The following is a 24,254-nucleotide window of genomic DNA, read 5'->3' as shown; positions in this document are numbered from 1 at the left end:
TTCCGCAACAACGAACAATCATCTGCGTGGAGAAATGGATGAAACGAATCGCACTGTCTACCCTCTCGCTGGCGCTCCTGGGCGTCGCCGGTATCGCACACGCGCAAAGCAGCGTGACCCTGTACGGCGTACTGGATGAGTCGATCCAGTACGTGAACAACGCTACGCCGAAGGGCGGCAGCCTCGTTCAATTGTTTGGCGGCAACCTCCAAGGTAACCGTTTCGGCCTGAAGGGCACGGAAGACCTGGGCGGCGGCCTGAAGGCAATTTTCCAGTTGGAAAACGGTTTTGACATCAACACCGGCAAGCTGCAGCAAGGCGGCTCGATGTTCGGTCGTCAGGCTTACGTCGGTTTGACGGGCGACGCATGGGGCACGTTCACGGCCGGTCGTCAGTACGACCCGCTGGTCGACATGATCCAGCCGCTGACGGGCGACAACTACTTCGGTAGCACGTTCGCTACGCCGGGCGACGTCGACAACAACGACAACAGCTTCCGCGTCATCAACTCGCTGAAGTACGTGTCGCCGGTCTGGTCGGGCTTCCAGATCGAAGGTCTGTATGCTCTGGGCGGCGTCGCAGGCGCGACGGGTTCGGGCCAAACGTGGTCGGGCGCAGCAACGTATGCAACGGGTCCGTTCAGCGTCGCTGCAGGCTACCTGCACGCAAGCAATGCCAATTCGCCGGCTACGCGTGCGACTGCAGGCGGCTGGGCAGGTACGGCAGCGCCGGGCGCCACGTTTGACACCAACTTCCCGAACAACGCCGGCATCAACCAGGCATATGCGTTCTCGAAGTCGATCGGCATCGCTTCGGTAGCGGTTCAGTACGTGACGGGTCCGTGGACGGGCAACCTGTCGTACAGCAACGCACAGTACCGCCCGGACGCAAACTCGGGCTTCGCGACGACGCAGAAGTACAACGTCGGCCGCGCATACGTGGGCTACCAGCTCACGCCGGCAGCGCTGCTCGGTATCGGCTATGCGTACACGCACGGCTCGGGCGACGCAACCGCGACCTACAACCAGGTTTCGCTGGGTGGCGATTACAACCTCTCGAAGCGCACGGACTTCTACCTGGTCGGCGCATGGCAGCACGCAAGCGGCAACCAGCGCGTTCCGGCTACGGCTACTACGGGTGCCGGTACCCTCGTGCCGTCGACGGCTTCGATCGGTTCGTACGGCAACCAGTCGAGCACCAACAACCAGGTCATGGTCAGCCTGGGTATCCGCCACAAGTTCTAATCGAACTTCGAGTCGGACCTGCTACGCAGCTGACGAGCTGCGTAGCCAAAAAACCAGCCACAGGCGATGCCGATGGCTGGTTTTTTTTCGTCCCGAGGTTTTGGTGTGATTCCGACGAGCGCGACACGCGCTCCGAATCCGACCCAGCTAGCGCCGCTGCGCCTTGCCCTTGTCGGCTTGCGCGAGAATCTGCGCGGGCGACACATCGTGCTCATGCTCGACCCCATCGGCGCCGACCGGCGCGCGATATAGCACCAGCGCCCGCTCCGGATGCGGCGACGGCGCATCCAGCGACTGCTGCCAGTCCGGATCGGGAATCTCGGCGAACACCTGGCGCAAACGCTCGCCCCACGTGCGGTGAATCATGTCGAAGTACGCGTTGTCGCGATCGATCGACACGAATCGCGTGACGCGCAGCGCATCGTTCTCGTACACCAGCAGATCGAGCGGCAAGCCCACCGACAGGTTCGAGCGCAGCGTGGAGTCCATCGAGATCAGCGCGCACTTCGCGGCCTCGTCGAGCGGTGTGGACGGCGTCAGCACGCGGTCGATGATCGGCTTGCCATACTTCGCCTCGCCGATCTGAAAGTACGGATTCACCGCCGACGCCTCGATGAAATTGCCCGCCGCGTAGATCATGAAAAGCCGCATGCGGTTGCCCGCGATCTGGCCGCCGAGAATGAAGCTGCAATTGAAGTCGACGCCGAACTTCTGCAGCGCCGCGGCTTCGCGCTCGTGCACGCGGCGCACCGCGCTGCCGACCACGCGCGCGGCGTCGGCCATCGTCGGCACGCTCCACAGCGTCGGCTCGCTGGCATCGGCGGGCTCGGACAGCTCGTGCAGCACCGCCTGCGTGATCGACAGATTGCCGGCGCCGAGCAGCACCAGCACGCGTTCGCCGGGCTGCTCGAACACCGACATCTTGCGCGCGGTACTGATGTGATCCACGCCCGCATTGGTACGCGTATCGGACAGGAATACGAGGCCGTCGTTGACGGCCATCGCTACGCAGTAAGTCATAACGAATCCGCAGAACGCGAGGGAACGGGGCTATTGTAATGCGGCGCACTGGCGCCTTTTATCCGTGTTTACGGCCTTTTTTATGGCCTTTTTCGCAGCCTTTAGCGTTGCAACGCGGCTACTGCGACATCTGCGTGCTGACCGCCACCGCCACGTGAAGCTCCTCTTCGAGGCCGCCGATGCGTCGGCCGCGCACCGGTGCCGCCGCCTCATAGTCGCGCGCGACCGCGAGGCGGCAGTAGATCTCGCTGGCAAACGCGGCATGCGTGACGTCGAGCGAAATCCAGCCCTTGCCTTCGAGCCAAACGTCGACCCATGCATGACTCGCACCATGCGGCACGTCGCCGGGTTCGATATAACCGCTGACGTAGCGCGCCGGCACGCCGCGCGCGCGGCAGCACGCGAGCATCAGATGCGCATGGTCCTGGCACACGCCGTTGCCGAGCGCGAGCGCCTCGGCGGCCGTGCTCGTGACCTCGGTCACGCCGGGCCGGTATTGCACCCGGTGCACGATCTGCTCGGCAAGCGCAATCAGGCTTGCCGGACTCGCCAGATTCGCCACCGATTCCGCCAGTTCGCGGATCGCGCCATCGGCTTCGGTCAGACGCGTCGCGCAGGTGAAATGCTCGAGCGGAATCGGACCGGGCGGATCGCGCAGCACGCCGTCGACGAGCGGCATCGTATCCACCTCGCCCGACACGCGCAGATGAATCTCATCGTGCGGCTTGTTGATGACGAGCGTATGCAGCACGTTGCCGTAGGCGTCGAGTGTGGCGTCGAGCTTGCCCGGCGCGTCGATGCTCCAGCGCCGCACGGTCTGCCCGGCGCCGCTCGAGGGCGTCAGGCGCAACTGCTGGATCGAATAATGAACCGTTGCTTCGTAGCGGTAAAAGGTGTCATGGCGGATCGTCAGGTACATGAGAAAACTCCGTCAGGCCACTGGCAGCATCAGATAAGTACGCGCCACCAGATTGCCCAGCTCGAACACGCGAGCGAGGAACTGCGTCAGATAGCCATGCAAACCGCTCTCGAAAATCTGCCGGATGTCGGCATACAGCAGCTCGGCGCGCAGCTTGCCGGCGAAGCGCTCGCACTGGTTCGAGCCCGACGTGCGCAGCATCGCGAGATTGCTGCACACGCCGTCGAGCGAGGCGAGCAGCGAGCGCGGCATCTGCTGATTGAGGATCATCAGCTCGACGACGCGCGCGGGTGTCACGACGTCGCGATACACCTTCCGATAGATCTCGAGCGCCGACACCGAACTCAGGATCGAGGTCCAGTAATAGAAGTCCTCGAGCTGGCGCGCGGCGTCGCGCGAGTTCGGCTCGACGTTCGCAAAACGCACATCGAGAATCCGTGCGGTGTTGTCGGCGCGCTCCAGATACGTGCCGAGCTGCGTGAAAAAGAACGCGTCGTCCTGCAACGCAGTGCCGATCGTCACGCCGCGCGACAGATGCGAGCGGAACTTGACCCATTCGAACAACGAGCCGGGATTGCCCGCGGCCTGCCCGCTCGCGAGCCGCTCGTTGAATTCGAGCCACGTGTCGTTGATGGTTTCCCACCACTCGGTCGTCAGCGTGCCGCGTACCGCGCGGGCGTTTTCGCGCGCGGCTTGCAGGCACGAATGAATGCTCGACGGATTGCTCGCGTCGGCGACCATGAAGTCGAGCACGTGGTCGCGCGTCGGTTCGTCGTAACGCTGGGCGAAGGCGCTTTCGAGCTCGGAAATGCGCAGCACCGAGCGCTGCGCGCGAGCCTCCTGTTCGGGCGTCTGCGGCAGCAGTTGCGCCTTCAGGTTGATGTCGAGCATGCGCGCGGTATTCTCCGCGCGCTCCATATAGCGGGCCATCCAGAAGAGGTGATCGGCGGTTCGGCTAAGCATGACGGCGTTCCATGTCTGTGATCTGAACGCGCGAGGCCTTCGTCAGCGACGAAAGCCCGCGCTGGTTATCCGTTGAGCGACGGCGGCGCACGCTCATTGCGTGCCGCTTGCCGCGCATCAGTCGACCATCCAGGTATCCTTGGTCCCGCCTCCCTGCGATGAATTGACGACGAGCGAGCCCTGTTGCAGCGCGACGCGTGTGAGGCCGCCGGCCACCATCGTGGTGGTCTTGCCCGACAGCACGAACGGCCGCAGATCGATATGGCGCGGCGCGATGCCTGCTTCGACGAAGGTCGGACACGCGGACAGCGCAAGAGTGGGCTGTGCGATATAGCCGGCCGGACGCGCGATCAGCCGCTCGCGGAAGGCCTCGACCTCGGCCTTCGTCGAGGCGGGGCCGACCAGCATCCCGTAGCCGCCCGCGCCGTGCACTTCCTTGACCACCAGCTCCGGCAGATGCGCGAGCGTATAGGCGAGGTCCTCGGGCTTGCGGCACTGATAGGTCGGCACGTTGTTCAGAATCGGCTTTTCGCCGAGATAGAACTGGATCATGTCGGGCACGTACGGATAGATCGATTTGTCGTCGGCGATGCCGGTGCCCATCGCATTCGCGAGCGCGACACGGCCGGCGCGATACGCGGTCAGCAGACCCGGCACGCCAAGCGCGGAGTCGGGGCGAAACGCGAGAGGATCGAGAAAGTCGTCGTCGACGCGCCGGTAGATCACGTCGACGCGCTTCGGTCCCTGGGTGGTGCGCATGAACACGTAGTTGTCGTCGACGAACAGATCCTTGCCTTCGACGAGCTCGACGCCCATCTGCTGCGCGAGGAACGTATGCTCGAAGTACGCGGAGTTGTACATGCCCGGCGTCAGCACGACGACGACCGGATCGTCGACCCCTTCCGGCGCGACCGAGCGCAGCGTATCGAGCAGCAGATCAGGGTAATGCGCGACTGGGGCGATGCGGTTCTGCACGAACAGCTCGGGGAAGAGCCGCATCATCATCTTGCGGTTTTCGAGCATGTACGACACGCCCGACGGCACACGCAGATTGTCTTCGAGCACGTAGAACTCGCCTTCGTCGCCGGCGCGCACCACGTCGACGCCCGCGATATGCGCGTAAACACCGAGCGGCACGTCGACGCCCTGCATCTCCGGACGATACTGCGCGTTGGTATAGACCTGCTCGGCCGGCACGATGCCCGCGCGCACGATGTTGCGATCGTGATAGACGTCGTGGATAAACAGATTGAGAGCCTGCACGCGCTGTCGCAAACCCGCTTCGAGCGTCTGCCATTCGCCGCGCGGGATGATGCGCGGAATCAGATCGAAAGGGATCAGCCGCTCGGTGCCGGACAGGTCGCCGTTCACCGCGAACGTGATGCCGACGCGCCTGAACAGCAGGTCCGCTTCCGCGCGCTTGCGTGCGATCGCTTCGTTGCCCTGGCTGTCCAACCATCGCTCGAAGCGCGCGTAATGCGGCCGTACGCCATCGTCCTGATAGCGCATCTCGTCATAGCATCGCATGTCAGCCCCAGTCTTGTTGTCAAATAGAAGGCGAATGCGCTGCGCATTCGGTATTCGACCTTCGATCAAGCAAGCGTTATGCCATTGAATATGTCGTGATGATGCGCGTTGACGTGCACGGTAGCGGCGCATCCGCAGCGCGTCGGATTGCCTTGATCGTACTGTCGTGGATCATGATGCGCCAGTCAGGTGCGCGCGCGCCATCAGGGAGCACACTATGAGAGTCGCACCCGTCGTTTCGCCAATGGAGGCAATGAGCGCTACGAAGCGAGCGCATAAAAAAAGTCCCCGCGGATTCTCATCCACGGGGACTTCGATCACCTGCATGCAGGCGCTTTTTCACGCACTCAAACGTCAGGCATGATAAAACACAACCGCGCCATAACGACGCCCGAGCGTGAGAACAACGCGCTTAGGCAGCCGCTGCGTCCTTCAGCTTCTTCAGCGCGCGTGCCTTGATGCGCACGCTTGCCGGCTTGGCCGGGAACCAGCGCTCTTCACCCGTGAACGGGTCCTTGCCGAAGCGCTTCTTCTTCGCCGGCACAGCCTGCACGACGATCTTCAGCAGACCCGACAGCGTGAATTCGCCAGCGCCTTTCTTATGCACCGTGCCGAGGATCGTGTCTTCGAGCGCGGCCAGCACAGCCTTGGCGGTCTTCGGTTCCACTGCAGCACGCTCAGCGATGTGAGCTGCCAACGAGGCCTTCGTGAAGGTGTCCTTGATCGGCGTCGGTGCGCCAGACGCCTTCACGGCGACCTTCTTGGCTGCGACGGCTTTCTTCGCAGGGACTTTCTTTGCAGCAACCTTCTTGGTCGGTACCGGGGCAGCAGCCTTCTTGGCCACCTTTTTTGCGGAAGTCGGCATGTTTCTCCTACCTGTTGTGGTCAGTGAATTGCTTGAAGCGCACACCGTATGTGCACGCTTCAACGCCGGATTCTACAAGCGCTAAAGCGATTTGCGCGACTCTTTTATGTATTGCGATGAAGTTTTTTGCGTGGCGCCAACGGTCCAACACGTTTTAGTACCTGTTTTAGCGGCTAAAACGTGCGCGGCAAGGTTTTTAACAGGCAGGAGTAACGCTCGTTACAGTTCGTTTCGGCGGCGGTTTCGAGGTGGTCGCGGCGAGGCGAGCTGGTGTTTTCGCCCCTTGAATCAGGGCATTTTCTTCGTTTGACACGTCAAGCAACGCAACCCCGACGCTTCGGCGATGCCTACGCCGCGCTTGCGCCGAGTTCCGGTTCAGCGGGCGATGCGCGGCAGGATGCCGGCGAGCTTCGTCAGCGCCGTGTCGATATGCTCGGCCGCGATGCTGCCATAGCCGAACATCAGCCCAGGCTGCGGTGTCACGCGATGGTGAAATGGCGCGAGTCCATAGAGGCCGATCGACGCTTCACGCGCGGCGGTGACGAGCGTCTCTTCGCCGAGCGACGCCAACGGCCCCTTCAGCCGCGCCGCCAGATGGATGCCGGCAGTCGGCACGATCGGTTCGAACCAGCGCACGAGGTCGCCTTGCAGATGCTCGAGCAGCATCGCGCGGCGCGCCGCATAAGCCTTGTGCATGCGCCGCAGGTGGCGCGCGAAGTCGCCATTGAGCATGAACGCCGCGAGCGCCGTTTGCGTCAGCGTGCAGCCGTGACAATCAGCGATCTGCCGCGCCTTCAGCAGCGGGCCGTGCAACGACGCCGGCGGCACCAGGTAGCCGATGCGCAGCTCGGGAAAGATCGTCTTCGAAAACGTGCCGACATAGGCGACGAGACCGGCGCGATCGAGGCTCTTCAGCGGCTCCATCGGCCGGCCTTCGAAACGGTACTCGCAGTCGTAGTCGTCCTCGATGATGACCGCGCCGCGTTTTTGCGCCCATTCGAGCAGTTCGACGCGACGCTCGAGGCTCATCGGCATGCCGAGCGGAAACTGATGCGAAGGCGTCACGTAGACCAGCCGTGCCTTGTCCGGCAGCTTGCCGACGATCAGGCCTTCGCTATCGACCGGAACCGGCACCACGCGCGCGCCCGTCACCGTGAAGCAGGCATGCGCGGGCGGGTAGCCGGGGTCTTCGATGGCCGCGATTTCGCCGGGCCGCAGCGTGATGCGCGCGATCAGATCGAGCGCGTGCTGCGCGCCCTGCGTGACGATCACGTCGTCCCAGTTGCTCGATACCGCGCGGTTGAAGGCGAGGTAGCGCGAAATTGCGAGCCGCAGCTGCTGCTCACCGGCGGCCTCGCGATAGGTGCCGGGGCTGCGCGCCTGGCTGCGTAGCGCGTGATTCACGCAGCGGCGCCAGACGTCGAAGGGAAACAGCGTCTTGTCGGTCGCTCCGCCGATGAAGTCGAGCGGCGACGGCACCGACGGCCGCGGCAACGGCAGACTGTCGGGCAACTGCTGCCACAGCGGCTGCGCGCGTGCGGCGGCCTTCGCTTGCGCGGCGTCGCGCTCGCGCGAACGAGCCGCCGCGCGCGCCTGCGCGGAGCGCTCGGCGGGCAGCCGTTCGAGCCCGTCGGCGACGAAGGTGCCCGAACCGGCGCGGGCGCTCAGATAGCCTTCGGACAGCAGCCGCTCGAAAACATCGAGCGTAGTCTTGCGCGATACACCGAGCTGCGTCGCGAGATCGCGCGTGGACGGCAGACGCGTGCCGCCGGCGAGACGCCCTTCGAGAATGCCCGCGCGCAACTGTCGATAAATCTGTCCGGACAGATCGTGATGGCCTTCGACCGCGATATGAATGTCCATTCGGGTGGTTACCTCAAATAACGGCGAAATGGTTATTTCGAAAGACCAGTGGCGAACGTAAGCTTACCTCCACGGACGCCCATTTGGACGCCCTTCGCACGTTCACGAGGACTCTCTGATGCAAGCACGTCTCGACTTTTACAAGGCCAGCCCGAGCGGCACGCGCGCGATGCTCGCGCTCGAGGAAACGATCGGCAAGAGCACGATCGACAAGACGCTCGCCGAACTCGTGCGGATTCGCGCGTCACAGCTCAACGGCTGCGCGTTCTGCCTCGACATGCACGTGACCGACGCGCGCAAGCACGGCGAAACCGAACGGCGTCTCGCGACGGTGGCCGCGTGGCGCGAAGCGCCGTTTTTCACCGCGCGCGAACGCGCGGCGCTCGAATGGACGGAGGCAGTGACGCTGGTCGCGCAAACGCGCGTACCGGATACGGTATGGGAAGCAGTGAAGCCGCATTTCAGCGAGCAGGAAATCAGCGACCTGACGCTGCTGATCGTTGCGATCAACGGCTGGAACCGGATTGCGGTGTCGTTCAGGAAGATGCCCGAGTAAGCGGCGCGCCTTCGCGGGGCCTCAGAAGATCACGGAAACCGCCACCGCGAGCCAGATCGCGGTCACGCCCGTGAGAAACAGATGCCGCGCGATGCGCACGCGCGAGTCGCTGTTCTCCGGCTCGACGGGACTCGTCGCCATCCAAGGCACGAGCCCGAGGCATGCGAAACCGGCCAGCGCGAGCACGAAGACCACGATGTCGGCCTTATGCCAGGCGGTCGGCTCATACATGCCCCAGTAGCCGAGAAACACGATGCCGATCGAGAACACGGTCGCGGAAGCGGCGCTGAGCGCGGGCACCGAGCCAGTGGGAGTCGGCATGCTTGACCTCCGATCGTCAGGTTGCGGCGGCGCTCGCGCGCGGCGCGCCGTTCGCCCGATCCGCGTTCGCGCCGGCCGCGGCGAGCCGTCAGGAAGTGCGGGTCTGGCGCGCTTCGTACGTCTTCAGATGACTATAGGCGATGCGCAGCAGCGGCAACGCGTGTTCGCCCTTTTGCGCGTCGCCGCCGCGCGTGATCAGGTCGCCGAGAATATGATCCGCCTCGGTGTGCGAGCGGTTTTCGACGTCGCGCAACATCGACGCGGTCAGCGGCGACGGCGTCAGCAGCACCTGGGCGGCGCGCGTGTCGAAGTCCGCGTCCATCGTGAAGCCGTTGTGTTCGGCCACCGCGCGGCATTCGCCGAGCAGATTCTCGATCACGCGCTTGCCGTCAGGCGCAGCCAGAATATCGCCGACCGAACCGCGCATCAAGCAGGTACTCCCAGCCAAGGTGGCGAGGAACACCCATTTCTCCCACATGCGCAGCAGGATGTTGTCGCTGACCGCGACGTCGAACTTCGCGCCCGACATCGCATCGGCAATCACCTGGGTGCGCTCCGAGGTGCCGCCCACGAGTTCGCCGAACGTGATCGCCTGCATGTCGTTCAGATGCATGATGTGCTGCTCCGCATTGAGCGTCGCGGCGATCACGCACTGGCCGCCGAGCACGCGCTCCTTGCCGAAGCGCGCGCTCAGCACCTCGATATGGCGCATGCCGTTGAGCATCGGCAGGATCAGCGTTTCTTCGCCGACGAATGGCGTGAACGAATCGATTGCGTCATCGAGACTGTAGGCTTTGCAGCTCAGCAGCACGAGGTCGAACGGCTCGCTGGCGACACCGGCCAGTATCGTCTTCACGTCCCGCAACTGGAGATTGCCCCGTGGGCTGTTGATGACGAGGCCGTCGCGCCGCAGCTTCTCCGCGCGACCGGCGCGGACGAGGAAGGTCACGTCCTGCCCCGCCGCCGCCAGACGTCCGCCAAAATAACCGCCTACCGCGCCCGCCCCTACTACCAGAATTCGCATCGTGAGCCTCTTGAAAGATTTCGGTTTGCCGATCATGCGCGTCGCTGGTGGACGCATCCCGATAGTGCCGCGTGTGTGCTTCTTGTGCAGAATGTAGCAAAGATTGGGAATCGGTTCCGGGGAGGCTCAACTGCGGCGCGAACGCTTTCAAAGTCCCGCGCCTTCTGGCTGCAATCGCGCTATCGCGTGCCTTACTGTCCGGACGCGACCGTTTCCCCCTGCTCCCACCCGCCCCCAAGCGACCGGTACAGCGCGATCGCCGAAAGCGCATGCTCGCGCCGCGCCTGGTTCAGCGACTCGGAGTCGCGCAGATACGCTTGCTGCGCGTCGAGCACATCGAGGAAGCTCGACGCGCCGCCCTTGTACAACTCGGTCGACAGACGCAGCGCATGATTCGACGCATCGAGCGCACCGGCGAGGCGCTGCACCTGCGCCGCGCCGCTGACGAGATCGCTGCGATTGTCCTCGACCTCCTTCAGCGCCTGCAGCATCGTCTGCTGCAGGCCGAGCTGCGATTCGCGCATGCGGCTCTCGCTCGCGTCGATGTTCGCGGTGATTCGCCCGGCGTTGAAGATCGGGCTCGTTGCATTCAACGCGGCGCTGAACAGATTGTCAGTCAGCGTCGGCAAGCCGAGGTACGACGATGCAAGCAGCCCATTCGTCAGGTTGATCTTGAACTGCGGATAGCGCTGGGCTTTCGATACTCCCACTTCCGCCGCACGCTGTTCGACGAGCGCATAAGCGGTGCGCACGTCGGGCCGATGCAGCAACGCGTCGGACGGCAATACCTGCGGCGCGTTTTGCGCAGGCACCGGAATCTCGCGCGCGTTGGAAAGCAGCAGCGTATCGAGACTTTCCGGCGTACGCCCCGAATACACGGCGATCAGGCTCAGCTGATGCTGCACCGTCGATTGCATGCGCGGAATCTGTGCCTGCAAGTCCTGCAACTGATTTTGCGCACGGGCGACGTCGAGCTGAGTCGACAGTCCATAATGCAGACGCTGCTGCGTGAGCTTCAGCGCGCGGCTGCGAATCTGCTCGTTGTCGTCGAGGATCTGCAATTGGGCCTGCGCCCAGCGCAGATCGATATACGCAGCCGCCGTGTTCGCCGCGAGCGCGAGCCGCAACTGGTTCAGCGCCGCAACGCTGCCCGACACCTGCGCCTGCGACGCGAGCACCGCGAGCCGTTCGCCGCCGAACACATCAGGCGTCCAGCTCGCGGCGAGGCCAAAGCCGGCCTGGCGCACATAGCCGAGCGGCGGCGGCGTATTCTGCCGCTCGGTCGATGCGCCCGCGTTCGCATTCAGCTCCGGCAGCAGAGCCGCGCGATTCTGCGTCACCAGGTTCTGCGATTGCTTCACACGCTCGGCCGCGGCCTGCACGTCGAGGTTGCCGCTCAATACCGATTCGATCAGCTGATGCATGACCGGGTCGCCGAATTGCGCCCACCAGGCATCGGTGTTCACGCTGTCTTGCGGTGCGTCGACGCTCCAGGCGGCCGGAGCCAGCGTCTGCACCGCATGCGGCAAATCCGCGTGCGTGGCCGGTTGCACCGCGCAGGCCGCGAGCGTCAAAAATGCCGCGCCCGCCACTAACTTCATCACCATCCGTTTCATGTTGGACTCCTAGTGGGCATCGGGCGGGGGCGCGGTGTTGCCGAACGGGCGCGAGAACAGCACGCTCAGCAAGGCAACCACGAAGCACAGCGCAACCGCCAGAAAGGCATCGGAGAACGCGAGCACCAGCGCTTCGCGCATCAATGCCTCGTGCAATTCGGCCAGCCCCGCATTCGCGGCATTCAATACGTTGCCGCCGACTGCCGACAGATACTCGGCCTGCTTCTGCAAGATCGATTCGACGACCGGACGGCCCGCGTTCAGATGTTCGTCGAGCCGTTCGTAATGAAGATTCAGACGGTCGTTCAACATCGTGCTGCTGACTGCGATGCCGATCGCGCCGCCGAGATTACGCATCAGATTGAACAGCCCGCTCGCGGAGCGCAGCCGCGACGGCGGCAGCGCGCCGAGCGCCATCGTCACGATCGGCGGAATACAGAACTGCTGGCCAATTCCGCGCAATGCTTGCGGAATCAGCAACTGCTGCCAGCCCCATTGGTTCGTCAACGGCACGTACAGATAGCAGCCGATGCCGAACAGCGCGAGGCCGAACACCATCAGCAAGCGCATATCGACAAAGCGCGCGAGCGTCGAGTAAGCGCCAAGCGCGAGCAACTGAAAACAACCGACCGACAGCAACGCGAGACCGATCTGCAACGAATCGAAGCCGCGCACGCGGGCAAGAAACACCGGCGTCAGAAACACGGTGCAGAAGATCCCGATCCCGGTGATGAACGACAGCAGACTGCCGATACCGAAGTTGCGCAGAGCAAGCGCGCGTAGATCGACGATCGGTTCCCTCGCGGTAAACGCATGCACGAGGAACAGAAACCCGCAGATCGCCGCGACCCACGCGCACAGCACGATAACGTCGTCGCCGAACCAGTTCTTGCGCGGCCCTTCTTCGAGCACGTATTCGAGGCAGCCGAGAAAACCCGACATCAGCAGGATGCCGATGTAGTCGCCCTTCTTCAGCAGCGACAGATCGACCCTGTCGATATGCACGTACTTCGGCACCAGCAGCGTGACGGCGACGCCCGGCACCAGGTTCAGATAGAACAGCCAGTGCCACGACCATTGCGACGTGATCCAGCCGCCGATCACCGGGCCGATCGTCGGTGCCAGCGACGCGAGCGCGCCGATCGTCGTCGATGCGATCAAACGCTGCTTACCGGGAAACAGCACGAACGCGGTCGTAAACACGGTCGGAATCATCGCCGCACCGGCCGCGCCTTGCAGCCCGCGAAACAGGATCATCGAGTTGATGTCCCATGCGAGGCCGCACAGCATGCTCGTCACCGTGAAGCCGAGCGCGGAGAACGTGAAGAGCCACCGCGTCGAGAACACGCGCGTGAGCCACCCCGACATCGGAATCACGATGATCTCCGCGATCAGATACGAGGTCTGCACCCACGACAGTTCGTCCTGGCTCGCGGACAGCCCGCCACCGATATCGCGCAGCGACGAGGCGACGATCTGGATATCGAGCGTCGCCATGAAAAAGCCCACGCACATCAGCGCGAATGCGAAGACCTTGGTGCGGGTCGGCTGGTCGGCGGGGTTGTCGAGAACTTCGGTCATGATCGATTCATCCTTGCGCGGCCGGATGGCGCGCATCGACGTGCACTTTCACCGTCGCGGAGAGGCCGGGACGCAACACGCCTTGCAGGTCCTTCGGCACGTCGAGGCGCACGCGCACCGGCACGCGCTGCACGATCTTCGTGAAGTTGCCGGTCGCGTTTTCCGCGGGCAATACGCTGAAAGTCGCGCCGGTCGCCGGCGCAAGGCTTTCGACCACGCCGTGCAGCGCGGTATTCGACGCGTCGAGCTGGACCTCGACGCTGTCGCCCGCGCGCATCTTGCGCAGCTGGTCTTCCTTGAAGTTCGCGTCGATCCACAGGCCGCTCGCGGGTACGACGGTCAGCAGCGACACGCCGGTGTTGGCGAGCAGCCCGACGCGCGCGGTCCGATTGCCGACATAGCCGTCGATCGGACTGCGGATCGTGGTGTATTCCACGTTCAACGCGGCGACGCGCTGGGCGGCCTGCGCGGTCGCGATGCGCGCTTTCGCGTCGCCGATCTGCGCGTCGAGCACCGCGATCTGGCGTTGCGCCGCGAGCAGCGCCGCGCCGCTGCGATCGACCGCGGCGCGCGCTTTGGTCAGATCCGCATCGGCCTTCTCGACGACCTGGTTCGACACCGCGTCGTCCTTCACGAGCTCGCGGTAGCGTATCTGGTCGGCCGCGCTGCGCGTCAGCTCGGCGCCCGACGCGCGGACCTCCGCGGCCTGCTCGTTGATCGCCGCGAGTTGCAGCGATTTCTTTGCTTCGAGCTCGGTGACGGAGGCCTGCGCGCTTTCCACTTCCGCGTTGGCCTGCGCGAGACGCGCGTCGTAATCGCGGGCGTCGAGTCGCACCAGGACCTGGTTCGCGTGCACGAACTCGTTGTCGCGCACCAGCACCTCGGTGACGAAGCCGTTGACCTTCGGCGCCATCACCGTGACATCACCGCCGACGTAGGCATCATCGGTCGTCTCGATGAAGCGGCCGACGAAGAACCAGTGCGACGTGGCCAGCGCCAGCACGACGAGAACGGACAGAATCGCGAGCAGCATCCACGGGATACGCCGCGCCGCTCGGGCGGGTTGTACCGCGCTCGGGGGCGCGACGGTCGAGGGAGTTGTGGACATGATGTCGATATGTGCGTATGCACTCTTCAGGTTGAAAAAAACGGCGCATTGCGCCGGCCTGCTACCTTCAGCGTTAATGTCAAAGCGAAACTTTGGTGATGGCAAATAGCTCGCTGCGCAGCGCGGCCGCGCGCTTCACGCCGAAGCGGTGCTCGAACTCGGCCTGCGCGGCGTACCAATACGCGCGGGCTGAGGCTAGCCGCTGTTCGCCCTCGGGTGTCAGCGAGATCAGCAGCGTGCGCGCATCCGCGCCCAGTGCCTCGCTCGACACGAGCCCGTCGCGGCGCAGCGGCTGGATCGTGCGGACCAGCGTGGTGCGCTGCATGCGCATGGCTTCGGCTATCTGCTTCATCGTCATCGGGCCGGTGTGCTTCAGACGCCCCAGCAGCGAAAACTGCGTGATGGTCAGGCCGACATTCGACAGATGCCGGTCATAAATCTGCGATACGTGACGCGCAGCCTGGCGGATCGCAAAGCAGTCGTCGTCTAGGAGCGCTTCCATTCGCTGCACTTCCCTTTGTTCATTAGTGCATATGCACACAAAGCGGCGTTATAAAACCCGCCGAGGCGGGTTCCGGTGCCGCTCTAGTCGGTGATGCTGAACAGCTCCGCGCGCAGCGTCTTCGCGCGGGCGCGACCGAACTTCTTTTCGAATTCGTCCTGCGCGGCGCGCCATGCGACCGAGGCCTGATCGAAGGTGGTTTCGCCCTTTTCCGTCAGGCTGAACAGCAGCGTGCGGTTGTCGTGGTCCGCCGCTTCGGCCAGCACGAGGCCGTCGCGCTGCAGCGGCTTCATTGCGCGGACCAGCGTGGTGCGCTCCATGACCATCGCGTCCGCGAGCTCCGCCATCGGCAGGTTCGGGGTGCGCGCGAGCTTTGCCAGAATCGTGAACTGCGCAGCCGTCAGCCCCACGCTGCCGAGATGGCGCTCGTAGATCTGCGTGACATGCCGCGCCGCCTGGCGCAGCGCAAAGCAGTTGCATTCGTCGTAGGAGACAGGGCGGTTCATGCAAGCAAGTCTATGTGTGCATATGCACGGTGTCAAGTTTTTCTGTGAGCGGCTGGTAAATGCCTCGTCGGTAGCGCGACGGCGCGTTGAGTTTGCGACTTGCCAGCCTCGCTTGTTATGTTATAACATTTCTGGAGATCGGTGCTCCGGCGCTGTCGTTGTCTCAGATGCGCCCACCGCGACGCTCAACAAAATCCGTCCGACCTATGAGCGGACTGTCCATACTCAATCGCCGCTTATGACCAAGTTGCCTCCCGTTCCCATCGAAACGTCGTCCTGATTGATCGACGGGCTTGCCGTCGCCCGTCGTCCACCTCCAGTTCGCCTGTCCTTCCCTTGCCAGCCAGGGGCGAGGTCGGTGAGCTATTGCCGAACACTTTCGATTCATCAATCGCATCGTCCATAGAGCGAGCAACAACAATGAAAAAACGCACAACGACCGCGCAGGCGGCGATCGTGTTCTGTGCCGTCATCTCGGGCGCATGGGGCGCGCCGGGCAACGCCGTATTGACGGGAACTGTCTCCGATCCTCTGGGACATCCCGTCGCTCACGCGAAAGTCGAGATACAGGACGCGAGCGGCGCCTCCGTCAACATGTCCAGCACGGACACGTCGGGCCATTTCTCGATCGACGGGGTGGCACCCGGCACGTATGCGATCGTCGTCACCGCTACCGGCTTTGCGAGCGGCAGCAGCATCGCGACGACCCAGTCCGGCGCCCCGGCGAGCGTCAGCGTGCAACTGCAAAAGAGCGACACACTCGACGTGCAGGTCAACGCTCGACGTCTGAACGCGGCGCGCAACGGCCTGCTGCCCGAGACGGGCAGCAGCGTCTACCGGTTCACGCAGGCGGATATCGATACGATGCCGGCGGGCGCGAACACGCCGCTCAATCAGGTCTTGCTGCAAGCGCCCGGCGTCGCCAACGACTCGTTCGGCCAGTTGCACGTGCGCGGCGAGCACGCCAATCTGCAATACCGGATCAACGGCATCATCATTCCAGAGCCGATCAGCGGCTTCGGCCAGTCGCTCGACACGCGCATCATCGATCAGCTGAACCTGCTCACCGGCGCCCTGCCCGCGCAGTACGGCTACCGCACGGCCGGGATCGTCGACATTCGCACCAAATCGGGCGACACGGGCAGCGGGGGCTCGATCGACGTGTTCGGCGGCAGCCATCAGACCGTCAAAACGAGTGCCGATGTGTTCGGCAGCCAAGGACCGTTCAGCTACTACCTGAGCGGCTCGCTCGGCATGAACAACCTCGGCATCGAGAATCCGACCGCAAGCGCCAATGCGATTCACGATCACACGCGCGAGGGCAATGCGTTCGGCTATCTGTCGTATCTGATCAACCCGCTCACGCGCGTGAGCCTGCTGTTCGGCGCGACCAGCAACCAGTTCGAGATTCCGAACACGCCGGGGTTGACGCCGAACTTCGCGCTCGCCGACCACACCACGTTCGATTCGTCGCAACTTAACGAAACGCAATCGGAGCTGAACAACTTCGCGGCGCTGGCGCTTCAGGGCACCAACGGCGGCGCGCTCGACTACCAGGTCGCCTTCTTCACGCGCTATACGCGCACGAAGTTCAATCCCGATCCGATCGGCGACCTGATGTTCAACGGCGTGGCATCGGAGGACTTCCATAGCAACACGGCCAATGGTGTGCAGGTCGACACGACCTGGCGAATCAACGACAGTCACACGGTTCGCGCGGGTGTTTTCTTCCAGCAGGAGCATGCGGTATTCGACAACAGCGTGACCGTCTTCCCCGCCGACGCGAACGGCAACCAGCTCTCCGACGTACCCTTCAACATCCAGGACAGCAGTAGCAGGACCGGCTATCTGTACAGCCTGTACGCCCAGGACGAATGGAAGCTGACCGATCGGCTCACGCTGAACTATGGCTTGCGCTACGACCGCATGGACGAGTATACGAGCGCGAGCCAGTTGAGCCCGCGCGTGGGCCTCGTCTACACGCTCACACCGTCGACGACACTGCACGCCGGTTACGCGCGCTACTTCACGCCACCGCCGTTCGAACTCGTATCCGGCTCGACGATATCGAAATTCAACGGTACGACCAATCAGAGTCCGACAACCCAGAACGATCCCGTACAGCCGGAACGCAGCCACTACTTCGACCTCGGCATCACGCAGAAGCTCGGCCCTTCCGTCACGCTAGGACTCGACGCGTACTACAAGAAATCGACCGACCTGCTCGACGAAGGACAGTTCGGCTCCGCGCTGATCTTCACGCCGTTCAACTATCAATACGGCAAAACGTATGGTGTGGAATTCACCGCCAACTACAAACAGGACAACCTCTCCGCGTATCTGAACCTCGCCTATAGCCGCGCGCAAGGTAAGAACATCAACTCCGCGCAGTTCAACTTCGACGCGGACGAGCTGGCATTCATCTCGAACCACTGGGTGTTTCTCGATCACGACCAGCGCGTGACGGCATCGTTCGGCGCGGCCTACGACTTTCACCAAACTACCTTCACGTTCGACGGCATCGTCGGCTCGGGTCTGCGCAGCGGCTTTGCGAACACCGATCGTCTGCCCGTTTATGCGCAGTTCAACCTCGGCGCGATCCAGCACTTCAACGAGCCAATGATCGGCAAGTTCGATGCGCGGTTGGTGGTCATCAACGCATTCAACCGCGTTTACCAGTTGCGCGATGGTTCGGGCATCGGCGTCGGCGCGCCGCAGTACGGTCCGCATTTCGCCGTCTATGCGGGCGTGACGAAGTACTTCTGAACGACCGTTAGGAGAACCATCATGCAGGAATGGACAGGGTTTATCGCGGCGATGCGTACTGGCGGATGGATCATGTATCCGCTCAGCGTGCTCGGCGTGCTCGCGTTGACGATCATCATCGAGCGGGCCTATGTGTTTGCCCGCTTCGCAAGCGCACCGGCGCGTCTTCTGCAACCCGCGTCAGCCGATGACCACCGGCTCGACGGTCTCGCCCCGTACCACGCGTTTCGGCGCATGGCCGCGCCGTGGCAGCCAGAAACGAATGCGCCGATGTGGCTGCGCGAGGCGTCGGCGCAATCGATCGCGTCGCAGATCGAGCGCGACATGGGGCGAGGTCTCTGGCTGCTCGAAACGATCGTCACGGCGGCGCCGCTGCTCGGCCTGCTCGGCACGATCGTCGGGATGATGAAATCGTTCCAGCTGTTCGGCGGCAATGGGCTCGTCGATCCGGGCGGTGTCACGGGCGGGGTCGCGCAGTCGCTGGTGGCAACCGCGATTGGATTGATCGTCGCGGTCTTCGCGCTGTTCGCGTTCAATTATTTTTCACGACGGCTCGAGCGTCTGATGGATGACCTCGAACTGTTCGCCAACGCGCGACTCAGCGCACTGCGCCTGCAGCACGAGACGCGCGGAGAGCGAGGATGAAACTCAAACGCTCGCGCGCCTCGCGGCGCGGCCGCATCGAAATCATTCCGATGATCGACGTGATGTTCTTTCTGCTCGCGACCTTCATGCTCGCCTCGCTCACGATGCAGCGTCTCGATGCGGTGCGAATCAATCTGCCTTCGGGACACGCGCAGCCGATCAGCACGAGCGAGCCGCTGACGATATCGGTGAGCGGCAACGACGAGGTCTCAGTCAATCGCCATGTCGTTCGCGCGGATCAGATCGAGCCCGAAGTAAAGCGCCTGCTGCGCGCGGACGGTAACGTCGTGATCGCGGCCGACGATCACGCGGGTCACGGCGCGGTCGTGCAGGCGATGCTCGCGGCGCGTCGCGCGGGCGCCGAACACTTTCTGATCGCCGTGCATCGTGATTGAAGGTCGCCGCGATTGGTTCGAGAGACGCGCTGCGAAGACGCTGCGTACTGCCATCGCGACTCTGATCGCGCTCGGTATCTGGCTGCTGATGCTGGTCACGCTGTCTGCCGGATTGCTCAGGCCGGCCCGGCCAGTCCCGCCGCCTGCTCCGCTGGATATGCAAGTCGTCGTGCTCGACGAACCCGCGGCGTCAGAATCCCGCACGCCGCAACCTGCTACCCCGGTTCCGGCGAAACAGGCACCAACGCATCTGCAGACGCAATCGCGCACATCGATGCGTCGCGCGATGCCGCCTGCGCCAGGCGAGCCACGAACGCAGACGACGACCGCCGCCGCAACGCCGTCTGCACCGGTTGCAAGTCCAGCGCAACACCCGCCGCAAGATGAGCGGCCGGAACAAACGGCTGCCGCGGGATCTCGGCAATCATCCGCACAGCACGACGCCGCGCCGAGCGCCTCAACAAGCTCCGACACCGCCGCCCGCTCCATTTCGCAACCATTGCCGTCCCTGCCCGACGACCTGCGCGAACAGGCCTATCAAACAACGGCGACAGCCCGCTTCACGATCCACGCCGATGGCTCGGTCGACGTCGAGCTCGTTCGGGCAACACCGAACCCCCGTCTCAATCAGCTGCTGCTCGTCGCGTTGCGGCGCTGGCGCTTTTTTCCCGCGCTGCGCGACGGCCGGCCCGTCGAAAGCACGCAGGACGTCCGCGTGCATTTCAACGTCAGCTGAGCCCTCACCGCAGATCCGCACGCAGATCACGCACACCTTTGCCGAGTCGTTGGCGCAACAGCGTGCGTAACGTGGCACCGTCGACATAACCGACCTCGGCCGCGATCGCGTCGATGCCGAGGCCGCTGCCATGCAGCAGCGACTGCGCATGCTCGACACGCAGATCCTGAAAGTACGCCAACGGCGATTTGCCGAGCACGTCCCGGCAACGACGCTGCAGCGTGCGCGCGCTCGTCGCCAGTGCGGCCGCCGCGTGCTGCAGCGAGAACCCTTCCTTCAGATGATCGCGCGCCCATCGCTCGAAGCGCTGAATCAGCGGATCGGCCTGCGCCAGGTGGTTGGGAATGATGTACGGTGCCTGCGATGAGCGCAGATCTGCGAGCAGATAGCGCGACACGAGCGCGGCCAGTTCGGGGCTCGCGCGACGGATCAGCCACAGCGCGAGATCGAGATGCCCCATCGCCGCCCCCGCCGTCACCCCGACCTCCGTTGGCACCAGCATGCGCGACTCGTCGAGCAGCACCGCCGGATAGCGTTGCCGGAACAATGGACTCAGCCACCAGGTCGTGGTCGCTTCGCGATGATCCAGGAGTCCGGTTTCCGCGACGAGGAACGTGCCGATGCACGACGCGGCGAGCAACGTGCCCTGTGCATGCCACGCGAGCAATTGCTCCGTGGCGTCGCGCACGTCCGGCCGTTCGAGCGCCGGCACCAGTTGCTCCGGTGTGCCGGTGCCGAGCGCGGGAATGACCACCCAGTCCGGTCTCAGGTCGGCGGTGATCGCTTGCACGGGGATGGCGAACCCCTGCCCCGACTGGACCTTCCTGCGCACGCCGACGATCGACAGATCGAAGTGCGGCCGCCCGCCCATTTTCGCGGCCGCGAACCGGTTGGCGAGCGAGAACGCGTCGAGCATGACGGTGAGGCCGGTGTCGAACAGCCCCTGCAGGGCGAGGATCGCGATGCGCATGGCGTAAATGACCCTAAAGTTGTCATTTGCGACGATACAGCTTTTTCCGGCCGAGGGCTACAGTGAACTCCGTTGTACATCGCAACGAACGTCGACCAAGGAGGTCACTGATGAAAGTTTTCGCCATCGCATCCGCACAACCGACCCTCACCCCGGACAAGCTGCAGCAGCATTTGCCTCACGAGGTGCCGGCCACTCTGCAGTTCTATCTGGACGGCAAGATCGAGCAGTTCTGGTTCCGCGACAAGGCGGGGCCGATCTTCCTGATGAACGTCGCATCGGTCGACGAGGCCAGGTCGATACTCGACGCGTTGCCGCTCGTGGCCGACGGGCTGATGAAGTATGAGTATTTGCCGGTGGGACCGCTCGCGCCGCTCGGGCGGCTGATTCAGAAGGGTTGATGTTGCTGGCGGGATGAACGGTGCCGCCGGCCTGGCCGGTGGCACGCTTGCAGAAGCATCACTGCCCGACCTTCTCCGATTCAACCAGGAGGTCCAGTACATAAGCCACCGACGGCCCGTCGGCAGGCGGGTTCCTGATCGTAAAACGCTTGACGCGCACCACGTTACGGATGCCCGGCGTGTGCGTATAGCCTTCGATATTCTGATTGAGCGGCTGCCACGGACCGGGCGTGCCGGTGGCCAGCCCCTGCTCGTCGAAGAAGCGTTCGCGCACGAGCAGACATTGCCCGTCCGGCATCAACGGATGGGTGCACGGCACCGACTGCGGCGCCACCTCCAGGAACGCAATTTGACCGGGGCCGCCGTAGCGCGTCTCGGCCGTCGGCACGCCGGTAAAGCTCAGCGTATCGCCGTTATCCGTGACGAGTTGCAGGCGCGGCCCGTTGTCGCGCGCGAGCAGGTTCACGTTGACGCTGCCGCGCACTCGCTGCGAGATCGCATCGTCGAGTGCGGCAAGCGCGGGGTCGTTGCAGGCCATCATCGTGGTGACCATCGGGCCGATCTGCAGATATCCCTTCCTCACCGTGTAACCCGCTCCCATGTTGTTGCAGCTATTGACGACGGTGATCCGATACGGACTGAAGTCCAGTTGCACCGGTTTGTCCGGGCGGGCGAACAGCGCATCGATGCGGTTGCCGTGGCTGTCGATCGCGTTGCTCAGCTGCCAGTGGTAGCGGGTCAGCTGATCGGTGCCGGTCGGCGCCGCCGGGTTCGCCGCGGCCGTGGTCGCCGCGGGAGCCGGCGCTGTCACTTCGGGTGTCTGCGCGCACGCGGCGAGAACGAGCGGCAGCAGGAGCATGCGGTATTTCACGTCGGCACCTCGGTGAGTTCAGTGGTTGTTCCGGGCGTTGGCCCGCGTCGCCTGGCGAACGGACGCGAGCATCAGGTCGCATACCCGAAAGCCGGAAAAGCCAGTGAAGGTCACCACCCGGCCACATTACGCCGGGTTTGCGCACCTGCGTCGCTCAGGCCGCGAGCATCGACTCGACGACCGACAGCATAACGCAGGTAGATGGCGGAAATATGCTATTCGATGTTTGCCTGGATTGTTGATTAGGTTACCGAACTGCGGCAGGTAACGCCGGCTACGCCTTGGATATGTCGCGACGCACGGCAGGCGCGGCGTGAAGTCTCCTGAGCCGGGGACGCAGCATCAGATAAAAGGCGGCAACGTGCGTGATCGCCAGCGTCGGTACATAGATGATCGGGATCGCGTACATGGCGCCCAGTTCTCCTGAATGCGCGGGCAGATCGGCCGCTGTCGCGTGGTAGTAGTCGACAAGCAGATCGGCCATACCGACCAGATTGAAAGCAACCACGAACGACCAGAAAAGCGGCCGTATCCGCGCCGTCAGCAAGGCCAGCATCGCCAGCACGCCCGTGGCGAAATCCCCATAAGCGGCGAACGCGGCGAAGCTCGCGGACAGTTGCGGACTGACGACGCCAGGCAGCAGGAACGCGAGCCCGAAGAAACGGAAGCTGTGCAAGGTGGCGATCGCGCGTTGCGCGTCGAACGGCGCCATCGACCTGAGCTTCGGCCACACGTAGGTGCCGAAGCACAACAACCAGGCAACGTAGCCCAGAACGAGATGCATCTGAAAGAGAAGCCGCGCTGACATGGTGCCTCCTGTCGAATGTTGGATGCGCAGGTGATAGGTGTACCATCGTCTCGCGCGAGCGACTATTCCTCACAATGTTGACAGGCTATGAAGCAGAACTTCACAGTCAGGCAGGGTGCACTCGACGGCGTCGAAGTCTTCCTCAGCGTGGCCGAGCATCGCAGTTTTCGCGGGGCCGCCGCGGCGCTCGGCGTGACGCCGTCGGCGGTCAGTCAGGCGGTGCGTGTGCTCGAAGCGCGCATCGGCGCGACGCTTTTCATTCGCACGACGCGCAGCGTCGGCTTGACCGAAGCCGGCGAGCGCTTTCTGGCGCGCGCCAAACCCGCTTTCGAGGAACTCGTCGCCGCCAGCGAGGTGGCGCGCGGACTCGGCGAGCGGCCGTCCGGCCTGTTGCGTCTTTCGGTGCCGCGCGCGGTCGTGCCGATCCTGCTGGAGCCGCTGATCGCGTCGTTCTGCGAGGCCAATCCAGAGGTCGAGGTCGAGATCGCGGCCAGCAAGGAACTGATCGATCTTGCGGCGGAAGGCTTCGACGCCGGCATCCGGCTGGGCCAGTTCGTTGCCGCCGACATGGTCGCGGTGCCGTTGACGGCGCCATTCCGCTTCGTCGTGGTGGGGAGTCCCGGCTATTTCGCGGCGCGCGGCCGCCCCGAACACATCGACGATCTGCGTACGCATGCCTGCATTCGCTGGCGGCGCTCCAGCGGCGCGCTCGCGTCGTGGTCGTTCAACGACAACGGCCAGCCGATCGAGCTCGCCGTTTCCGGTCCTTTCATCGCCAGCGATTTTCTGGGCATGCTGGGTGCGGCGAACGCGGGCATCGGCCTTGCCCAGCTACCCGAGCCGATGGCCGCCGAGGGGTTGCGAACCGGAAAGCTCGTACGCGTTCTGGATGCGTATGCGCCGATGATCCCTGGCGTGTTTCTCTACTATCCGAGCCGCCGGCAGATCATGCCGAAGCTGCGTGCGTTCATCGATCATGTGAAGCGCCGCACGGCAAGTACCCAGAATGGACACTGATTGCCTGATCTCACAGCACCTCGCCCAGGG

24 protein-coding genes are annotated in these 24,254 nt (G+C 63.8%); 8 read left to right on the top strand and 16 right to left on the bottom strand.

What is annotated here, in order from left to right:
* The first annotated feature begins 38 nt into the window (after positions 1–38).
* Entirely contained in the window at positions 39–1,244 is a 1,206-nt protein-coding gene (locus tag AB3X94_RS26755) for a porin (protein ID WP_176106619.1), read from the top strand.
* 147 nt (positions 1,245–1,391) lie between these two features.
* On the opposite strand, the gene AB3X94_RS26750 is transcribed toward AB3X94_RS26755, so the two are convergent.
* The 6 genes from AB3X94_RS26750 to AB3X94_RS26725 all read right to left on the bottom strand — a co-directional run bounded on the left by AB3X94_RS26750 (position 1,392) and on the right by AB3X94_RS26725 (position 8,401).
* Positions 1,392–2,264 (bottom strand): proteasome-type protease, encoded by an 873-nt coding sequence (locus AB3X94_RS26750; RefSeq protein ID WP_176106620.1) that lies wholly within the window; start codon positions 2,262–2,264, stop codon positions 1,392–1,394.
* A gap of 118 nt (positions 2,265–2,382) precedes the next feature.
* Positions 2,383–3,183 (bottom strand): transglutaminase family protein, encoded by an 801-nt coding sequence (locus AB3X94_RS26745; RefSeq protein ID WP_176106621.1) that lies wholly within the window; start codon positions 3,181–3,183, stop codon positions 2,383–2,385.
* Positions 3,184–3,195: 12 nt separating this feature from the next.
* The gene (locus AB3X94_RS26740) at positions 3,196–4,146 is read right to left on the bottom strand and encodes an alpha-E domain-containing protein (RefSeq protein ID WP_176106622.1); all 951 of its coding nucleotides are present in this window, start codon (positions 4,144–4,146) and stop codon (positions 3,196–3,198) included.
* A gap of 117 nt (positions 4,147–4,263) precedes the next feature.
* A complete protein-coding gene (locus tag AB3X94_RS26735; RefSeq protein ID WP_176106623.1) occupies positions 4,264–5,673 on the bottom strand; it encodes a circularly permuted type 2 ATP-grasp protein in 1,410 nt (469 codons plus the stop codon).
* 412 nt (positions 5,674–6,085) lie between these two features.
* Positions 6,086–6,538, bottom strand: coding sequence for an HU family DNA-binding protein (locus AB3X94_RS26730; RefSeq protein ID WP_013092256.1), 453 nt, complete (start codon positions 6,536–6,538; stop codon positions 6,086–6,088).
* Between the two features lie 375 nt (positions 6,539–6,913).
* The gene (locus tag AB3X94_RS26725) at positions 6,914–8,401 is read right to left on the bottom strand and encodes a PLP-dependent aminotransferase family protein (RefSeq protein ID WP_368613170.1); all 1,488 of its coding nucleotides are present in this window, start codon (positions 8,399–8,401) and stop codon (positions 6,914–6,916) included.
* A gap of 118 nt (positions 8,402–8,519) precedes the next feature.
* Between AB3X94_RS26725 and AB3X94_RS26720 the strand changes: the two genes are divergently transcribed.
* Positions 8,520–8,957, top strand: a complete 438-nt coding sequence (locus AB3X94_RS26720; protein ID WP_176106625.1) for a carboxymuconolactone decarboxylase family protein — start codon at positions 8,520–8,522, stop codon at positions 8,955–8,957.
* A gap of 21 nt (positions 8,958–8,978) precedes the next feature.
* On the opposite strand, the gene AB3X94_RS26715 is transcribed toward AB3X94_RS26720, so the two are convergent.
* From AB3X94_RS26715 to AB3X94_RS26685, 7 genes are all read right to left on the bottom strand, one after another.
* Positions 8,979–9,278, bottom strand: a complete 300-nt coding sequence (locus AB3X94_RS26715; RefSeq protein ID WP_176106626.1) for a hypothetical protein — start codon at positions 9,276–9,278, stop codon at positions 8,979–8,981.
* 88 nt (positions 9,279–9,366) lie between these two features.
* Positions 9,367–10,302 carry a 2-dehydropantoate 2-reductase gene (gene panE / locus AB3X94_RS26710; RefSeq protein ID WP_368613169.1) on the bottom strand — a complete coding sequence of 312 codons (936 nt, stop codon included), beginning with the start codon at positions 10,300–10,302 and terminating at the stop codon, positions 9,367–9,369.
* A gap of 191 nt (positions 10,303–10,493) precedes the next feature.
* Positions 10,494–11,918, bottom strand: coding sequence for an efflux transporter outer membrane subunit (locus tag AB3X94_RS26705; RefSeq protein WP_368613168.1), 1,425 nt, complete (start codon positions 11,916–11,918; stop codon positions 10,494–10,496).
* 9 nt (positions 11,919–11,927) lie between these two features.
* Complete coding sequence (locus AB3X94_RS26700; protein ID WP_368613167.1) at positions 11,928–13,499, bottom strand: DHA2 family efflux MFS transporter permease subunit; 1,572 nt, start codon at positions 13,497–13,499, stop codon at positions 11,928–11,930.
* A 7-nt stretch (positions 13,500–13,506) separates the two neighbouring features.
* On the bottom strand, positions 13,507–14,607 hold the full coding sequence (locus AB3X94_RS26695) for an HlyD family secretion protein (protein ID WP_176106630.1): 1,101 nt from the start codon (positions 14,605–14,607) through the stop codon (positions 13,507–13,509).
* A 79-nt stretch (positions 14,608–14,686) separates the two neighbouring features.
* On the bottom strand, positions 14,687–15,109 hold the full coding sequence (locus AB3X94_RS26690; RefSeq protein ID WP_176106631.1) for a MarR family winged helix-turn-helix transcriptional regulator: 423 nt from the start codon (positions 15,107–15,109) through the stop codon (positions 14,687–14,689).
* 83 nt (positions 15,110–15,192) lie between these two features.
* Complete coding sequence (locus AB3X94_RS26685) at positions 15,193–15,615, bottom strand: MarR family winged helix-turn-helix transcriptional regulator (RefSeq protein ID WP_176106632.1); 423 nt, start codon at positions 15,613–15,615, stop codon at positions 15,193–15,195.
* A 420-nt stretch (positions 15,616–16,035) separates the two neighbouring features.
* Between AB3X94_RS26685 and AB3X94_RS26680 the strand changes: the two genes are divergently transcribed.
* From AB3X94_RS26680 to AB3X94_RS26665, 4 genes are all read left to right on the top strand, one after another.
* Positions 16,036–18,381 (top strand): TonB-dependent receptor, encoded by a 2,346-nt coding sequence (locus AB3X94_RS26680; protein WP_368613166.1) that lies wholly within the window; start codon positions 16,036–16,038, stop codon positions 18,379–18,381.
* Positions 18,382–18,402: 21 nt separating this feature from the next.
* Complete coding sequence (locus AB3X94_RS26675; RefSeq protein WP_176106634.1) at positions 18,403–19,026, top strand: MotA/TolQ/ExbB proton channel family protein; 624 nt, start codon at positions 18,403–18,405, stop codon at positions 19,024–19,026.
* On the top strand, positions 19,023–19,421 hold the full coding sequence (locus AB3X94_RS26670; RefSeq protein WP_176106635.1) for a biopolymer transporter ExbD: 399 nt from the start codon (positions 19,023–19,025) through the stop codon (positions 19,419–19,421). The genes AB3X94_RS26675 and AB3X94_RS26670 overlap by 4 nt, the downstream gene beginning before the upstream one ends.
* A gap of 88 nt (positions 19,422–19,509) precedes the next feature.
* On the top strand, positions 19,510–20,157 hold the full coding sequence (locus tag AB3X94_RS26665; protein ID WP_176106636.1) for an energy transducer TonB: 648 nt from the start codon (positions 19,510–19,512) through the stop codon (positions 20,155–20,157).
* 4 nt (positions 20,158–20,161) lie between these two features.
* Here the strand turns inward: AB3X94_RS26665 and AB3X94_RS26660 are convergent, their stop codons facing one another.
* Complete coding sequence (locus tag AB3X94_RS26660; protein ID WP_368613165.1) at positions 20,162–21,127, bottom strand: GlxA family transcriptional regulator; 966 nt, start codon at positions 21,125–21,127, stop codon at positions 20,162–20,164.
* Positions 21,128–21,237: 110 nt separating this feature from the next.
* Here AB3X94_RS26660 and AB3X94_RS26655 point away from each other — a divergent pair, with 110 nt between their 5' ends.
* A complete protein-coding gene (locus tag AB3X94_RS26655) occupies positions 21,238–21,528 on the top strand; it encodes a hypothetical protein (RefSeq protein WP_176106638.1) in 291 nt (96 codons plus the stop codon).
* Between the two features lie 58 nt (positions 21,529–21,586).
* Here the strand turns inward: AB3X94_RS26655 and AB3X94_RS26650 are convergent, their stop codons facing one another.
* Positions 21,587–22,399: a DUF4377 domain-containing protein gene (locus AB3X94_RS26650; RefSeq protein ID WP_176106639.1), complete on the bottom strand. Its 813-nt coding sequence runs from the start codon at positions 22,397–22,399 to the stop codon at positions 21,587–21,589.
* A 274-nt stretch (positions 22,400–22,673) separates the two neighbouring features.
* Positions 22,674–23,207, bottom strand: coding sequence for a hypothetical protein (locus tag AB3X94_RS26645; RefSeq protein WP_176106640.1), 534 nt, complete (start codon positions 23,205–23,207; stop codon positions 22,674–22,676).
* 87 nt (positions 23,208–23,294) lie between these two features.
* Between AB3X94_RS26645 and AB3X94_RS26640 the strand changes: the two genes are divergently transcribed.
* Positions 23,295–24,224 (top strand): LysR family transcriptional regulator, encoded by a 930-nt coding sequence (locus AB3X94_RS26640; RefSeq protein WP_176106641.1) that lies wholly within the window; start codon positions 23,295–23,297, stop codon positions 24,222–24,224.
* The last annotated feature ends 30 nt before the right edge of the window (positions 24,225–24,254 follow it).

Origin of the sequence: Paraburkholderia sp. BR10923 (assembly GCF_040948765.1) — a bacterium.
GTDB lineage: Bacteria > Pseudomonadota > Gammaproteobacteria > Burkholderiales > Burkholderiaceae > Paraburkholderia > Paraburkholderia youngii.
The sequence above is the reverse complement of the archived record's forward strand: the minus strand, read 5'-3'. Positions and strand labels throughout refer to the sequence as shown.

Bases quoted from the DNA above. Each gene is read 5' to 3' on its own strand.
- AB3X94_RS26755 (WP_176106619.1), top strand. From the start codon at position 39: ATGAAACGAATCGCACTGTCTACCCTCTCGCTGGCGCTCCTGGGCGTC.
- AB3X94_RS26750 (WP_176106620.1), bottom strand. From the start codon at position 2,264: ATGACTTACTGCGTAGCGATGGCCGTCAACGACGGCCTCGTATTCCTG.
- AB3X94_RS26745 (WP_176106621.1), bottom strand. From the start codon at position 3,183: ATGTACCTGACGATCCGCCATGACACCTTTTACCGCTACGAAGCAACG.
- AB3X94_RS26740 (WP_176106622.1), bottom strand. From the start codon at position 4,146: ATGCTTAGCCGAACCGCCGATCACCTCTTCTGGATGGCCCGCTATATG.
- AB3X94_RS26735 (WP_176106623.1), bottom strand. From the start codon at position 5,673: ATGCGATGCTATGACGAGATGCGCTATCAGGACGATGGCGTACGGCCG.
- AB3X94_RS26730 (WP_013092256.1), bottom strand. From the start codon at position 6,538: ATGCCGACTTCCGCAAAAAAGGTGGCCAAGAAGGCTGCTGCCCCGGTA.
- AB3X94_RS26725 (WP_368613170.1), bottom strand. From the start codon at position 8,401: ATGGACATTCATATCGCGGTCGAAGGCCATCACGATCTGTCCGGACAG.
- AB3X94_RS26720 (WP_176106625.1), top strand. From the start codon at position 8,520: ATGCAAGCACGTCTCGACTTTTACAAGGCCAGCCCGAGCGGCACGCGC.
- AB3X94_RS26715 (WP_176106626.1), bottom strand. From the start codon at position 9,278: ATGCCGACTCCCACTGGCTCGGTGCCCGCGCTCAGCGCCGCTTCCGCG.
- panE (WP_368613169.1), bottom strand. From the start codon at position 10,302: ATGCGAATTCTGGTAGTAGGGGCGGGCGCGGTAGGCGGTTATTTTGGC.
- AB3X94_RS26705 (WP_368613168.1), bottom strand. From the start codon at position 11,918: ATGAAACGGATGGTGATGAAGTTAGTGGCGGGCGCGGCATTTTTGACG.
- AB3X94_RS26700 (WP_368613167.1), bottom strand. From the start codon at position 13,499: ATGACCGAAGTTCTCGACAACCCCGCCGACCAGCCGACCCGCACCAAG.
- AB3X94_RS26695 (WP_176106630.1), bottom strand. From the start codon at position 14,607: ATGTCCACAACTCCCTCGACCGTCGCGCCCCCGAGCGCGGTACAACCC.
- AB3X94_RS26690 (WP_176106631.1), bottom strand. From the start codon at position 15,109: ATGGAAGCGCTCCTAGACGACGACTGCTTTGCGATCCGCCAGGCTGCG.
- AB3X94_RS26685 (WP_176106632.1), bottom strand. From the start codon at position 15,615: ATGAACCGCCCTGTCTCCTACGACGAATGCAACTGCTTTGCGCTGCGC.
- AB3X94_RS26680 (WP_368613166.1), top strand. From the start codon at position 16,036: ATGAAAAAACGCACAACGACCGCGCAGGCGGCGATCGTGTTCTGTGCC.
- AB3X94_RS26675 (WP_176106634.1), top strand. From the start codon at position 18,403: ATGCAGGAATGGACAGGGTTTATCGCGGCGATGCGTACTGGCGGATGG.
- AB3X94_RS26670 (WP_176106635.1), top strand. From the start codon at position 19,023: ATGAAACTCAAACGCTCGCGCGCCTCGCGGCGCGGCCGCATCGAAATC.
- AB3X94_RS26665 (WP_176106636.1), top strand. From the start codon at position 19,510: ATGCTGGTCACGCTGTCTGCCGGATTGCTCAGGCCGGCCCGGCCAGTC.
- AB3X94_RS26660 (WP_368613165.1), bottom strand. From the start codon at position 21,127: ATGCGCATCGCGATCCTCGCCCTGCAGGGGCTGTTCGACACCGGCCTC.
- AB3X94_RS26655 (WP_176106638.1), top strand. From the start codon at position 21,238: ATGAAAGTTTTCGCCATCGCATCCGCACAACCGACCCTCACCCCGGAC.
- AB3X94_RS26645 (WP_176106640.1), bottom strand. From the start codon at position 23,207: ATGTCAGCGCGGCTTCTCTTTCAGATGCATCTCGTTCTGGGCTACGTT.
- AB3X94_RS26640 (WP_176106641.1), top strand. From the start codon at position 23,295: ATGAAGCAGAACTTCACAGTCAGGCAGGGTGCACTCGACGGCGTCGAA.